Source organism: Pseudomonas sp. SIMBA_067, assembly GCF_046534675.1.
Lineage (GTDB): Bacteria > Pseudomonadota > Gammaproteobacteria > Pseudomonadales > Pseudomonadaceae > Aquipseudomonas > Aquipseudomonas putida.
In genome coordinates this window covers 38,665-52,019 of record NZ_JAWRYH010000014.1, presented here as the reverse complement: position 1 = coordinate 52,019, position 13,355 = coordinate 38,665, and the positions used below count along the sequence as shown (strand labels likewise).

The window sequence follows — 13,355 nt, the reverse complement described above, 5'->3', positions numbered from 1 at the left end:
GTCTCAACGCGGGTTTGCAGGGTGCAGCCGGTGGCCGCGCGGGACGGCCAGCAGGTGATGGCGGGCGGCATGTGCCAGGACGGCCTCGACATCCACGCTCAGCGGGCCTTGGTGGTCGAGGGTGATGGTGGGCGTATCGTGCTCGGCGAATTCGATTTCGCGCTCGCCGTCCAGGGCCAGGGTGCCGCTGGCCAGGCTCAGGCGATGGGCGACGCCGGGCGTCAGCGGGCCGCTGGCGGTGATGCCGCAGCCTTGCAGCAGGCCGGGCGCCAAGGGGGCGAGCAGCGCCTGTTCGGCAGCGGGGTTCAGGCGTACCCAGGCGCCGTGCGGGTCCTGGCGCGACACCGGGCACCACAGCCCGCACAAGGCTGACAGGCCAATGGCATGGGGCTCGGCGAAGCAGGCAAAGACTTCGCTCAAGTCTTCGCTGCGGCTGAGTGCACGGGCACCGATGAAGCGCTGGGGCGATACCGCCACTTCCACCAAGGCCCATTCGGCAAGCTGCTGCTCGGGCACTTTCACCAGCAGGCGCTTGTTGCGGCGCAGGCCGATGCTGGCCGGTACCTGGCCGCTGGCGAGCAGGCCGCCGGCCAGGCCCGCACTGGTAGCTTCACGCAGTTCGGGGAAGGCATTGTTGGTGCCGGTGGACAGCGTCAGTAGCGGTATGTCACCGGCCTCGGCAGCGACTGCCTTGTGGGTGCCGTCGCCACCGAGCACGGCGATCATCGCCACGCCACGCTCGACCATGCGCCGGGTGGCCAGGCGGGTATCGGCAACGGTCTGGGTCAGCGGCAGGTCGAGTATTTCGATGGCCGGCCAGTGCTGGTCACGGGCGCCCGGGCCCTGGCTGGCCTTGAGCACGGCGGCGGCTATGCCGGTCATGTCGCTGGGCAGCAGCACCTGGCCGATGCCCGTGGCACCGAAGGCCGCCAGCAGGCGCTGGATCGCCGAGGCCTTGTCGGTGCTCGAATAGAGCCCGGCATTGGCGGTCAGGCGGCGCAGGTCGCGGCCAGAGGCAGGGTTGGCAATGATCCCGACGGTCAGGGCGGGTAGCTGCATGGCGCACCTCGTATTTTTGTTTGCAAGGGCAGGAGCAAGCGCGGTGCCAGCTTTTCGTGGCGCGGCTGAAATGGCCGTGCCAGAGCGGTTTTGTTGCGCTCAGGCAGGTGCTCATTGCGCTGCTTGCGAGACGCCGGGTGCCAGCGCGGGGCCAGGGTTGGCGAGACGCTGAGACGCAGCGTCTCAAGCCGGCCGGTAATCACACAGTGCTTGTCGGGGCATGCGTGGAAGCGCTTAATGGCCGGACAACGATAAAAACAGCAACGAGAACCGGAGGGCCTGAATGCTTGCCGCGAACTCCCGAGCCCATGTCGACTGCGTCAGCCGGGTGCTGAAGAACGCCGACCGCCTGCCACAGGCGCCGGTGCCAGCGCTGATCCTCGATTCATGGCGCCGTTCCATGGAGCTGTACCGCCTCGACCCCGGGTCCCAGCAGGGGCCGCGCATCCTGTCCCAAAGCCTGCTCAACGAATGCCGCGAACGCGCCGAGCTGTTTCTGCGCATCGCCAGCGATGCCGTGGCACGCCTGCACGAGCGGGTGCGCGGCGCCGACTACTGCGTGCTGCTGACCGATGCCCAGGGGCGCACCATCGATTACCGGGTCGAATCGGCCATCCGCAATGACTGCCGCAAGGCCGGGCTGTACCTGGGCACCTGCTGGTCGGAGGGCGAGGAGGGCACCTGCGGTGTAGCGGCGGTGCTGACCAGCAAGGCCCCGGTCACGGTGCACAAGCGCGATCACTTCCGCGCAGCCTTCATCGGCCTGACCTGCACCGCGGCGCCGGTGTTCGACCCGCAGGGCGAGTTGCTGGGGGTGGTGGATGTCTCGGCCTTGCAGTCACCGGACGACCGCCGCAGCCAGCACCTTATCCGCCAGTTGGTCGAGCAGACTGCCCGTGAAATCGAAAACGCCTTCTTCATGCACAGTGCCCAAGGCCACTGGGTAATGCGCGCCCATGGCACCCCGGGTTATGTGGAGAGCCAGCCCGATTACCTGCTGGCCTGGGATGCCGATGGCCGCTTGCAGGCCATCAACAGCCTGGCGCGGCAACGGCTGGTGCAGCACCTGGGGCGCTTGCCCGAGCACATTGGCGAACTGTTCGACATGGGCCAGCTACGGCGCGTCAACACGTCGTCCGCCCAGCGCCTGCCGGGCCTGGGTGGGCTGTATGGCCGGGTCAGCGCTCCGCAGCAACGCCAGCGCGCGCAGCCCTTGCAGCAGGCGCAGGACACCCGCATCGAGCAGCATTTGCGGCTGGCCACGCGGGTCAAGGACTGCAACCTGGCGGTGCTGGTACAAGGCGAAACCGGGGCCGGCAAAGAAGTGTTTGCCCGCCAGCTGCACCAGCAAAGCCAGCGCCGCCACGGGCCATTTGTCACGCTAAACTGCGCCGCCATCCCGGAAAACCTGATCGAGAGCGAACTGTTTGGCTATGTAGCCGGGGCCTTTACCGGGGCTTCCAGCAAAGGTATGCAGGGGCTGTTGCAGCAGGCCGATGGCGGCACCCTGTTCCTTGACGAAATCGGCGACATGCCGCTGAACCTGCAAACCCGCCTGCTGCGTGTACTGGCCGAAGGCGAAGTGGCGCCGCTGGGGGCTGCACGGCGCGAGCGGGTGGATATCCAGGTGATCTGCGCCACCCACCGCGACTTGGCGAAGATGGTGGCGGAGGGCCGTTTTCGCGAGGACCTGTACTTCCGGCTGGCCAATGCCCGGTTCGAGCTGCCGCCGCTGCGAGAGCGCGAGGATCGCTTGGGGCTGATTCACCAATTGCTGGCCGAGGAGGCGCAAGCGTGTTCGGTGGAGGTGGTGTTGGCGGATGCTGCGTTGCAGTCGCTGCTGCTTTACCGCTGGCCGGGGAACCTGCGCCAACTGCGGCAGGTGTTGCGTTATGCCTGTGCGGTGAGTGAAGGCGGGCAGGTGCAGTTGCAGGATTTGCCGCAAGAGGTGCGCGGTGATGCGGTTGTCTCGGCTGAAAGCGGCGTGTCCTGCCCGGCCCGGCAGTTGTTGCTGGATGCACTGATCCGCCATCGCTGGAAACCGGCCGATGCAGCGCGGGCGTTGGGTATTTCGCGGGCTACCTTGTATCGGCGTGTGCACGAGCACCGCATCGAGATGCCGCGGATGAAGGGGTAGGGCCCTGGGGCTGCGCTGGAGCCCAATCGCCGGCAAGCCAGCTCCCACCCCGACCGCATCGGCCTCAAGCCGGCCTCAAGCCATGTGCAGTACCTGTGGGAGCTGGCTTGCCGGCGATGAGGCCCCGACAGGCAATAAAAAACCCCGGAACAAGTCCGGGGTTCTGGTACATCACACTATTCGATCAATGCTCGTTTGCCAGCTTGTGTTCGAGGTAGTGAATGTTGACGCCGCCTTTGCAGAAGCCTTCATCACGCACCAGGTCGCGGTGCAGCGGGATGTTGGTCTTGATGCCGTCGACGACGATCTCGTCCAGGGCGTTGCGCATGCGCGCCATGGCTTCGTCGCGGTCTTTGCCGTAGGTGATCAGCTTGCCGATCAGCGAATCGTAGTTCGGCGGAACCGAATAACCGCTGTACAGGTGCGAATCGACGCGAACGCCGTTGCCGCCTGGGGCGTGGAAGTGCTTGACCTTGCCAGGGCTCGGGATGAATTTCTTCGGGTCTTCGGCGTTGATCCGGCACTCCAGCGAGTGGCCACGGATAACCACGTCTTCCTGGCGGAACGACAGCTTGTTGCCAGCGGCGATGCTCAGCATCTCCTTGACGATGTCGATACCGGTAACCATCTCCGACACCGGGTGCTCAACCTGCACGCGGGTGTTCATCTCGATGAAGTAGAAGCGGCCGTTCTCGTACAGGAACTCGAAAGTACCGGCACCACGGTAGCCGATCTCGATGCACGCATCGACGCAACGCTTGAACACTTCCTGACGGGCTTTCTCATCGATACCCGGGGCTGGTGCTTCTTCCAGTACCTTCTGGTGACGGCGCTGCAGCGAGCAGTCGCGGTCGCCCAGATGGATGGCGTTGCCCTGGCCGTCGGACAGGACCTGCACTTCCACGTGGCGTGGGTTGGTCAGGAACTTCTCCAGGTAGACCATCGGGTTGCCGAAGGCGGCACCGGCTTCGGTACGGGTGAGCTTGGCCGAGGAAATCAGGTCCTCTTCCTTGTGCACCACGCGCATGCCGCGACCACCACCGCCACCGGCGGCCTTGATGATCACCGGGTAGCCGACATCACGGGCAATCGCCAGGGCGACTTCTTCGTCTTCCGGCAGCGGGCCATCGGAGCCCGGTACGGTCGGTACGCCCGACTTGATCATCGCGTCCTTGGCCGAAACCTTGTCGCCCATCAGGCGAATGGTGTCGGCTTTCGGGCCGATGAAGGCAAAGCCGGACTTTTCCACCTGCTCGGCGAAGTCGGCGTTTTCCGCCAGGAACCCGTAACCCGGGTGAATGGCGGTAGCGCCTGTCACTTCGGCCGCAGCGATGATCGCCGGGATGTGCAGGTAGGAATCTTTGGACGAAGCAGGACCAATGCAGACCGACTCGTCTGCCAGGCCCAGGTGCATCAGTTCGCGGTCGGCCGTGGAGTGCACGGCGACGGTCTTGATGCCCAGCTCTTTGCAGGCACGCAGGATCCGCAGGGCAATTTCCCCGCGGTTGGCGATCAGGACTTTTTCCAGCTTCCCAGACATCGTTGGCTCTCCGCGAATCAAACGACGGTGAACAGCGGCTGGTCGAACTCAACCGGCTGGCCGTCTTCTACCAGAATGGCGTCGATGACACCGCCAACATCGGCTTCGATGTGGTTCATCATCTTCATGGCTTCAACGATGCACAGGGTGTCGCCTTTCTTCACGGACTGGCCCACTTCAGCGAAGTTCGGCGAGGTCGGCGAAGGCTTGCGGTAGAAGGTACCTACCATTGGCGAGCGGATCACGGTGCCTTTCAGGGCCGGGGCAGCAGCAGCGGCTTCGGCGACTGGAGCAGCAGCGGCAACCGGGGCAGCAGCAGCAGGGGCAGCGGCCATCGGTGCTGGTGCGTAGAACTGCTGGGCAGCTGGGGTCTTGCTGTGACGGCTGATACGGACCGACTCTTCGCCTTCCTTGATCTCCAGTTCGTCGATGCCAGACTCTTCCAGCAGCTCGATCAGTTTCTTGACTTTACGGATATCCATTAATCATCAACTCCCAAAGGTTCGGTCAGGGGGCGAAATACAAAAAAACGTATCGGAAACGTTTCTCTCGAACCCCGGCCCACTTAGGCCAGGGTTTTCATCATTTGGGCTGTGCGTTGGCAGCCAGTTGTTCCAGCGCGGACTCCAGGGCCAGGCGATAACCGCTGGCGCCCAGGCCGCAGATCACCCCTACGGCAACATCGGAAAAGTAGGAGTGGTGACGGAACGGTTCGCGTTTGTGCACGTTGGACAGGTGCACTTCGATGAATGGGATGCTCACCGCAAGCAATGCGTCACGTAATGCGACGCTTGTGTGGGTGAAAGCAGCCGGATTGATCAGGATGAAGTCCACACCCTCGTTGCGTGCGGCGTGAATACGGTCGATCAGTTCGTATTCGGCATTGCTCTGCAGGTACTGCAGATGGTGGCCCGCGGCGCGGGCACGTTGCTCCAGGTCCTGGTTGATCTGGGCCAGGGTCACGGCGCCGTAATGGCCAGGCTCGCGAGTACCGAGCAGGTTGAGGTTTGGGCCGTGGAGCACCAGTAGCGTTGCCATCTGCGGATTCCTTGGATTTGTAGGGCAATTCGACACAGCGCGGCGAGTGTGCCGTAAAGCGACGGCAAGTGTCCAGTTCCCGGCAATAGCCAGCACGATGTCCGAGATTCGCGCGAAGTATGTGACCAAATAATTAAATCTGGTCACCTATTACAGGATTTTTCCCCGCACGCGGGAAGTTATAGACCGACTTTGCCGCGCACGCGTGTCAGAATTTGCGCAAAATCACCGGCGTTTATCTCGCCAATCACCCGATCAGCGGTAATTTCGCCGCCGTTCGCGGCAAAGAACAGTAGGGCAGGTGGGCCGAACAGCTGGTAACGGTCGAGCAGCTTGCGTTGCTCGGCACTGCTCTCGGTGATGTCGAAACGCAGCAGCTTGAAGCCGGCCAGCTGCGTTTGCACCTGCGGCGCATTGAGCACTTCATGCTCGATCACCTTGCAACTGATGCACCAGTCGGCGTACCAGTCCAGCAGCACTGGCTGACCGGCCGCCTTGGCCTGGGCCAGTGCGGCGTCCAGTGCGCTGCGGGTGGTGATGGTCTGCCAGGCATACGCCTGCGCCGCCTGGCTGCTGCCGGTGGCCGCCACTGTTGCAACGGGCAGCGGGCGAAGCGGGTCGCCCTGGCCGCTCAGGGCGCCGTACCAGCAGGCCAGGGCGTATACCAGCAAGGCCAGGCCAAGCAGTTGGGCCAGGCGTTGGCGAGCGGTCTTGACCACGAACTCCAGGGCGCCGAGGAACAGGGCCACGCCAGCGGCGAGGAAACCGACCAGCAGCAAGGTCACCGGCCCCGGCAGCACGCGGCTGAGCAAGCCGATGGCCAGGCCCAGCAGCAGTACGCCGATGGCGTTTTTCACCGTGTTCATCCACGGGCCGCTTTTCGGCAGCCATGCTGCGCCACCGGTGGCCACCAGCAACAAGGGGGCACCCATGCCCAGGCCCAGGGCGAACAGCTTGAGTGCGCCGCCCAGGGCATCGCCACTGGCACTGATATACAGCAAGGCGCCAGCCAGGGGGGCTGACACACAAGGCGAAACCAGCAGGCTGGAGAGCACGCCCAGCACTGCGGCGCCCAGCAGCGAGCCACCCCGGGTATGGTTGGCGACGTTGTTCAGGCGGTTGCTCAGTGCCTGGGGCAGTTTCAGCTCGAACAGGCCGAACATGGCCAGGGCGAACAGCACGAAAAACAGCGCGAAGGGCACCAGCACCCAGGCCGACTGCAGGCGCGCCTGCAGGTTCAGGCCGGCGCCGAACAGGCCCATCAGCGCGCCGAGCGCCGCGAAACTGGCCGCCATCGGCAGCACGTAGGCCAGCGACAGCGACAGCCCGCGCAGGCCGCCGACCTGGCCGCGCAGCACTACGCCAGACAGGATCGGCAGCATCGGCAGTACGCACGGGGTAAAGGTCAGGCCGACCCCGGCGAGGAAGAACAACAGCAGCGATTTCCAGTTCCAGCCGTGTTCGGCGGTTGCGGGGGCGTTGGCGCCGCCTTCGCCATCGATGCTCAGGCGTGCGGTTTCCGGTGGGTAGCACAGGCCTTTGTCGGCACAGCCCTGGTAGCCCACCAGCAGGGTGAAGGCTCGCGGGTCGGGGCGCGGCAGTTCGATGTCGAGCACGCCGTGGTACACCTCGACGTCGCCGAAGAATTCATCGTGCTTGGCCTCGCCCTTGGGGATGTTCGGGGTGCCCAGGGCGATGTCGGCGGGCTCGGTGCGGAACTGGAAGCGGTGGCGGTAGAGGTAGTAGCCCTCGGTGGCAACGAAGCGCAGCTTGACGGTTTGCGCATCGGCCTGGACCAGGCTGAGCTTGAAGGCTTCGTGTACCGGCAGGAAGTCGGCGTTGTTGGCCAGCGAAGCGGCGCCGAGGGTGGCGCTGGGGCGGTTGTCGAGCAGGCCCGTGGCGAACGCAGGGCTGGCCAGCAGCAGGAACAGCAGGAAAAACAGGCGGCGCATGGCGGACTCGCGAGGTGGAACGTGCCGGGCATGATAGCGGAGTTGGTACAGGTTGGGGCCATGCAGGCGGCGGGGGCGACACATGGCCTGCGATATCTTCAAGGCATGCGCCGCTCCCACAGAGACTGCGCTGCCCGTTCAGACTCTGAACGCCCGCACCGCCCGGTTCAGCTCACCACCCAGCCCCAGCAACTGCTCGCCTTGCTCGCGCCCTTCGCCAATGCGTTGCAGGTTGTCTTCGCCCAGCTCATGGATGCGCTCGCTGTGGTCACGAATTTCACTCACCGCACCACTCTGCTGGGCCGTGACATCGGCAATGCGCACCGCTGTGTCGGAAATGGTGCGGATGGCACAGACAATCTCGTCCAGCGCGCCATCCGCCGCCTGGGCCTGGTTGGCCGTGGCCTCGGCATGCTCAAGCTGCGCACGCATTCCCGCCACCGAACTTTTCGCAGCTTGCTGCAAGCGGTCGATCAGTGCCTGAATTTCGCCGGTAGCCCCCGTGGTGCGCTGCGCCAACGAGCGCACTTCATCGGCCACCACGGCAAAGCCGCGGCCCATTTCTCCCGCACGGGCTGCTTCGATCGCGGCGTTCAGCGCCAGCAGGTTGGTCTGCTCGGCAATCGAGCGGATCACCGTCAACACCCCGCCGATGGTCGCCGACTCGTCGGCCAGTTGCTCGATCATACGGGCGTTGCCTTGCACTTCATCGACCAGCTCGCGCAAGCCCGACAAGCTCTGGCCAATGACCGCCTGGCCCTGTTCCACTGCGCGCCCGGCATCGCGGCTGGCATCGGCAGCGGTGCTGGCATCGCCCGCCACTAGCTGAATGGTGGCTTCCAGCTCGCCCAAGGCATCGCGGATCTGGCCGGTATCGCCGGCCTGGCGCTCGGCGCCGTCGTGCAGGGCGGCGCTCATGCCGGCCAGGGCGTGGCTGCTGCCAGCCACCTGCTCGGCGTTGTGGCGGATGGTGCCTACCAGCTCCACCAGGTACTGGCGCAGGCGGTTGAGCGACTCCTGGATGTCGTGCAGTTCGCGGTTGGTCTTGCCCAGGGAGATGGCCTGTGCAAAGTCGCCCTCGGCCCAATGTGACAAGGCTGGGGCAAGGCTGACGAGGGTGCGGGTCAGGCGCCGCTGCAGGGTGTCGATCAGCAGGGCGATGAGCAGTATCAAGCCGATCATCAGGCCCTGGATAATGCGCACCTCGGCGGCGATCTTTGCATGCTCGCCGCGTACTTCGGGTTCCAGCGCGGCGATGGCCTGCTGCACCGCCTCCAGGCGCTGATGGGTGCTGGCGGCAAGGGCGGCGCGGCGTTCGATCTGTTCGCGGGTGCGTTGCAGTTCGGCCGGGTAGCGGCTTAGCAGGCTTTGCAGTTCACGCTTCAGGCCCACCGCAATGTCTTCCTGCTGGGCGCTGGCCTGGGTTTCCAGGCCCATCATGGCGGCGAAGTCGTCGGCACCGGATTCGGCTGCGCGGGTCACGCCCAGCAACGGCAAACTGTCGATGGCCTGCGCCTGGGTGCGGATCAGTTGCAGTTCACGCTCCACTTCGTCGGCCAGCTCCGGGCGGCCGCTGCTGACCAACTTGTCCCTTGCCAGCGACAGGCGACCCAGGTGCACGCTGGCGTCGAGCAAGGGCAACAGGTAGCGGTTGGCATCGGCGCTGCCGCTGTCACGGGCGTAGCCGGCCAGTTGTTCGAAGTTGGCCCCCATTTCCCGCTCGGCCTGCAGCAGCAGGGCTTGCGGATCGCCAGCCAGTTTACCGGCGGCCAGCAGTTCGTTGGCAGTGAAGGCCTGCAGATTGTCGAGGCTGGGGCGCAGCTTGCCGGCCAGTTCTATGGGCCACTCGTTCAGGCTGGCCTGCAATTGCTGGTTGGCCTCCATGGCGGCGGCATGGCGCAGGGCATCGCCGCTGCCAAGGTAAGCCTGGATATTGCGTGCTGCCTGGTTCTGGAACTGCTGGGACAGGCCCAGGTAGCGCTCCATCATCTGGTAGGGGCGCTCCAGGGCACGCTGCGACCACCACAGGGTGACGGCCAGGGCGAGACACACCGTTACCAGCAACAGGGTGTTGAAATTGGTCAGCCACTTCAGGCGCATAGCCGCGAACTTCCTGCGCAGGGGAGAGGTAGGCGCCTGAAGTTATTGCGATTTTGTGACGGGGTGATGACGACAGGGGCTTGGTGCCAGAAAAAGTGGCACAGTGCTGCTATTGGTGTGGCCTGCTCTGGCCTCTTCGCAGCATAATGCTGCTCCTACATTCAGCGTGCTCCTGTAGGAGCAGCCTTGTGCTGCGAAGAAGCCGGTACAGCCTATAAATAACTCAAGGCTCTACACGCACTACGCAATTACGCCCCGCATGCTTGGCCCGGTACAGCGCCTCGTCCGCCGCACTGGCCATGGTCAGTGCATCCAGCACCTCATCCAGCTGCACCACCCCGGCACTGAAGGTGCACTGCAAATCCTGCGGCTGCGCCGGGTAGAGGATTTCTGCAAAGCGCCGGCGAATCTCGTCCAGCACCTTGTGCGCCGCGTCCAGCGCGGTGTTGGGCATGACGATGGCGAACTCTTCACCCCCATAACGGCCAATGAAATCAGTCTTGCGCAAGCGTTGCTTGAGGAACAGTGCAAGGCTCTTGATCACCCGGTCGCCCATGGGGTGGCCGTGGCGGTCGTTGATCTTCTTGAAATGGTCGATGTCGAGCATGGCAAAGCTCAACGGCTGCTGTTCGCGGCGGGCGCGGAAGCTACAGTCTTCCAGCAGTTGCAGGATGTGGGTGTGGTTGTACAGCCCGGTCAGGCTGTCGCGCACCATGCGCGCCTTCAGGTGCCGGGCGCGGGCGGCGCGGTTGCGCACGGTGGTGATCAGGTGGCGTGAGCGAAAGGGCTTGGTCAAAAAATCATCACCGCCTTCGCTCATCGCATCCAGCTGCTTGTCCAGGTCGTCTTCGGCAGACAGGTAGATGATCGGCACGCTCACATAGCGGTCGCTGTGGCGGATCACCTTGGCCAGTTCCGGGCCGGTGCAGGCAGGCATGTACAGGTCGAGGATGATCAGGTCGGGCTGGAAGTCGGCAAGCTCGGCCATGGTGCGGATGGGGTCGGTCAGGCTGCGGGTGACCATGCCGGCGCTGGCCAGCACGCGCTCGGTGTGCAGCGCCTGGGTGCGCGAGTCGTCGATGATCAGCACGCGCAGCGGGTCGTGCGGGGTGGCGTTGGTCAGCAGTTCGACCTTTTCCAGCAGGCTGGAAGCTTCAAGGCTGCCGGTGAGAAAGTCCTGGCCACCCGCGCGTACGGCGGCAAGGCGGGTCGGGGTGTCGGCTTCGTGGTGGCTGAAGAACAGCAGCGGAACAGGTAGCGCCAGCCCCTGCTGCACCTGGGCGGCCAGCAGCAAGCCTTGGCCGGCACCGGTGAAGTCGACATCCATGATGATGGCCGAAGGCGGGTATTCGTTGATCGAGGCGAGAAACGCCGCAGCGCTGGGCAGCGCTTGCACCACCAGGCCAAAGAACTCCAGTTGCTGGGCCAGGCGCTGGGCACGCTCATGGTCCTGCAGCAGGATGTACACCGGCTTGCGCAGGGGCAGCAGCAGCGGGTCGAGCGGGTCGTCCTTGCGCAGGCCGCTACGCGTCACCTGTTGGGTGGGGCACTGCGGGCTCGGCTCAACTGCTTGGCTCATGTCCTGGCTACTTATAGGTTGGGATGTGCAGGGGCAATGATGGCTCTATGCTAGCAGCTCTTTGCAAATACGTGACTGCCCTGTATCAACAAAGCGGCCAGAACGAATATTCAGTTGCTGACTGATTGGTCGCTTATGCGTACGGTGGTGTCTGCTTTATAGTGCTGCCATGCGGGCTTGCCGTGGCACCCTGGCGCAGGCCTGTGGTCAAAGCCCTAGAACCGTCGTGACTGATTAAGGACAAAGCCATGCTGGACTGGAAAAACCGCGAGGCCAAAGCCGAGCCCCGTGAGCGTGTCGACGGCCGCGGCGCTGCCGCCCGTAGCTACCTTGGCGGCCTGTGGAGCCGTGCCCTGGGGACCCTGATCGGGTTGTACCTGCTGGTGTGCATCGGCCTGGGTTGGTACTGGAGCCAGGAGCCGGAACTGTTCCCGGTACAGCAGAATGCCCAGTCTGCCGCTGAGCGCGGCGGCCAGCAGATGGTGGTGGGCTACACCACCATCGAGACCCTCAAGACTGTGGCCAGCACCTTGCTGAACAAGCCGGGCGGCTACATTTCCAACGACCGCTTCCCGCCAGGGCTGTGGATGGACAACATGCCGAGCTGGGAATACGGCGTGCTGGTCCAGGTACGCGACCTGTCCCGCGCCTTGCGCAAGGACTTCGCCCGTTCGCAGTCGCAGTCCACCGAAGACGCCGACCTGGCCAAGGCCGAGCCGCGCTTCAACTTCGACAACAAGAGCTGGATCCTGCCATCGAGCGAGTCGGAGTTCGAAGAGGGCATCAAGTCGCTGAGCCGTTACCAGACCCGTCTGGCTGCCGGCGACAAGGGCGCGATTTTCTACACCCGTGCCGACAACCTGAACAACTGGCTGGGTGACGTGGCCACTCGCCTGGGCTCGCTGTCGCAGCGGCTGTCGGCCAGCGTTGGCCGGGTCAAGCTCAACACCACGCTGAAGACCGAGTCGGTGGTTGCCGGGCAGGCGCCGCAGGTGGACGAGGAGCTGGTGGAAACCCCATGGCTGCAGATCGACAACGTGTTCTACGAAGCCCGCGGCCAGGCTTGGGCGTTGTCGCACCTGCTGCGCGCCATCGAGGTGGACTTCGCCGACGTGCTGGCGAAGAAGAATGCCACGGTCAGCGTGCGCCAGATCATCCGTGAACTGGAGGCCTCGCAAGAGCCGCTGTGGAGCCCGATGGTGCTCAACGGCAGTGGCTTCGGCATGTGGGCCAACCATTCGCTGGTCATGGCCAACTACATTTCGCGGGCCAACGCTGCCGTGATCGACCTGCGTCAGTTGCTGTCGCAGGGTTGAGAATGGCCATCAGCCCGAACGAGGCCGCCCACCGGGCGGCCTCCGACCGCGAACTGGTCAGCTGGGTGGACGAGGCCGATCAGGTACTGGGGGCATTGCCCCGCGCAGAGTTGCGCGAGCGTGGCCTGATCGGCCGTTGCACCTTCATTCTGCTGTTCAACAGTGCCGGTGAGTTGTGTGTGCACCGGCGTACCCTGAGCAAGGCGCTGTACCCGGGGTACTGGGATGTGGCGGCGGGTGGCATGGTGACGGCCGGGGAGGGTTACGCCGACTCGGCGGCGCGTGAGCTGGCCGAGGAACTGGGAATTGAAGGGGTTGAGTTACGCTTTCACGAACGGTTCTATTTCGACCAGCCCGACAACCGGTTGTGGTGTGCGGTGTATTCAGCGGTGTCCGATGCGCCGTTGCGCTTGCAGCCGGAAGAGGTGATCGAGGCGCGGTTCATTGGCTTGGAGCAGGCTGAGCAAGAGAGCCTGAGCAAACCGTATTGCCCGGACTCACTGGCCGCTTTGCAGCGATATAAAGTCAGCCAGGGATAGTTGTTTTCAATACTGGCCCTTTCGCGGGCACGCCCGCTCCCACAGGGATTGTGAAGTGTTCGAGAGCTGCGCTGTACCTGTGGGCCGCGAATAGT

At 64.4% G+C, this 13,355-nt stretch carries 10 protein-coding genes; 3 read left to right on the top strand and 7 right to left on the bottom strand.

Annotated elements, in window-relative coordinates:
* Positions 1-3: 3 nt before the first annotated feature.
* The gene (locus tag SB765_RS24385) at positions 4-1,059 is read right to left on the bottom strand and encodes an ATP-NAD kinase family protein (RefSeq protein ID WP_341797463.1); all 1,056 of its coding nucleotides are present in this window, start codon (positions 1,057-1,059) and stop codon (positions 4-6) included.
* Between the two features lie 283 nt (positions 1,060-1,342).
* On the opposite strand from SB765_RS24385, the gene SB765_RS24380 reads away from it, so the two are divergent.
* Positions 1,343-3,196, top strand: a complete 1,854-nt coding sequence (locus SB765_RS24380) for a sigma-54-dependent Fis family transcriptional regulator (RefSeq protein ID WP_341797464.1) — start codon at positions 1,343-1,345, stop codon at positions 3,194-3,196.
* 184 nt (positions 3,197-3,380) lie between these two features.
* On the opposite strand, the gene accC is transcribed toward SB765_RS24380, so the two are convergent.
* The 6 genes from accC to SB765_RS24350 all read right to left on the bottom strand — a co-directional run bounded on the left by accC (position 3,381) and on the right by SB765_RS24350 (position 11,405).
* Complete coding sequence (accC, locus tag SB765_RS24375) at positions 3,381-4,736, bottom strand: acetyl-CoA carboxylase biotin carboxylase subunit (RefSeq protein WP_012270325.1); 1,356 nt, start codon at positions 4,734-4,736, stop codon at positions 3,381-3,383.
* A gap of 17 nt (positions 4,737-4,753) precedes the next feature.
* Complete coding sequence (gene accB, locus SB765_RS24370; protein ID WP_341797465.1) at positions 4,754-5,218, bottom strand: acetyl-CoA carboxylase biotin carboxyl carrier protein; 465 nt, start codon at positions 5,216-5,218, stop codon at positions 4,754-4,756.
* A gap of 100 nt (positions 5,219-5,318) precedes the next feature.
* Complete coding sequence (aroQ, locus tag SB765_RS24365; protein WP_003255330.1) at positions 5,319-5,774, bottom strand: type II 3-dehydroquinate dehydratase; 456 nt, start codon at positions 5,772-5,774, stop codon at positions 5,319-5,321.
* A gap of 179 nt (positions 5,775-5,953) precedes the next feature.
* Entirely contained in the window at positions 5,954-7,726 is a 1,773-nt protein-coding gene (locus SB765_RS24360; RefSeq protein ID WP_410932064.1) for a protein-disulfide reductase DsbD, read from the bottom strand.
* A 138-nt stretch (positions 7,727-7,864) separates the two neighbouring features.
* A complete protein-coding gene (locus SB765_RS24355) occupies positions 7,865-9,439 on the bottom strand; it encodes a methyl-accepting chemotaxis protein (RefSeq protein ID WP_410932082.1) in 1,575 nt (524 codons plus the stop codon).
* Positions 9,440-10,049: 610 nt separating this feature from the next.
* A complete protein-coding gene (locus tag SB765_RS24350; protein ID WP_341797468.1) occupies positions 10,050-11,405 on the bottom strand; it encodes a diguanylate cyclase in 1,356 nt (451 codons plus the stop codon).
* Positions 11,406-11,653: 248 nt separating this feature from the next.
* Here SB765_RS24350 and SB765_RS24345 point away from each other — a divergent pair, with 248 nt between their 5' ends.
* Positions 11,654-12,721 carry a DUF2333 family protein gene (locus SB765_RS24345; RefSeq protein ID WP_410912435.1) on the top strand — a complete coding sequence of 356 codons (1,068 nt, stop codon included), beginning with the start codon at positions 11,654-11,656 and terminating at the stop codon, positions 12,719-12,721.
* 2 nt (positions 12,722-12,723) lie between these two features.
* Positions 12,724-13,260: an NUDIX hydrolase gene (locus tag SB765_RS24340; RefSeq protein WP_016497860.1), complete on the top strand. Its 537-nt coding sequence runs from the start codon at positions 12,724-12,726 to the stop codon at positions 13,258-13,260.
* Positions 13,261-13,355 lie beyond the last annotated feature (95 nt).

What these genes read in the sequence shown, in the direction of transcription:
- accB (WP_341797465.1), bottom strand. Translation starts at nt 5,218, where the DNA reads ATGGATATCCGTAAAGTCAAGAAACTGATCGAGCTGCTGGAAGAGTCT.
- SB765_RS24385 (WP_341797463.1), bottom strand. Translation starts at nt 1,059, where the DNA reads ATGCAGCTACCCGCCCTGACCGTCGGGATCATTGCCAACCCTGCCTCT.
- aroQ (WP_003255330.1), bottom strand. Translation starts at nt 5,774, where the DNA reads ATGGCAACGCTACTGGTGCTCCACGGCCCAAACCTCAACCTGCTCGGT.
- SB765_RS24360 (WP_410932064.1), bottom strand. Translation starts at nt 7,726, where the DNA reads ATGCGCCGCCTGTTTTTCCTGCTGTTCCTGCTGCTGGCCAGCCCTGCG.
- SB765_RS24380 (WP_341797464.1), top strand. Translation starts at nt 1,343, where the DNA reads ATGCTTGCCGCGAACTCCCGAGCCCATGTCGACTGCGTCAGCCGGGTG.
- SB765_RS24350 (WP_341797468.1), bottom strand. Translation starts at nt 11,405, where the DNA reads ATGAGCCAAGCAGTTGAGCCGAGCCCGCAGTGCCCCACCCAACAGGTG.
- SB765_RS24340 (WP_016497860.1), top strand. Translation starts at nt 12,724, where the DNA reads ATGGCCATCAGCCCGAACGAGGCCGCCCACCGGGCGGCCTCCGACCGC.
- SB765_RS24355 (WP_410932082.1), bottom strand. Translation starts at nt 9,439, where the DNA reads ATGGGGGCCAACTTCGAACAACTGGCCGGCTACGCCCGTGACAGCGGC.
- accC (WP_012270325.1), bottom strand. Translation starts at nt 4,736, where the DNA reads ATGTCTGGGAAGCTGGAAAAAGTCCTGATCGCCAACCGCGGGGAAATT.
- SB765_RS24345 (WP_410912435.1), top strand. Translation starts at nt 11,654, where the DNA reads ATGCTGGACTGGAAAAACCGCGAGGCCAAAGCCGAGCCCCGTGAGCGT.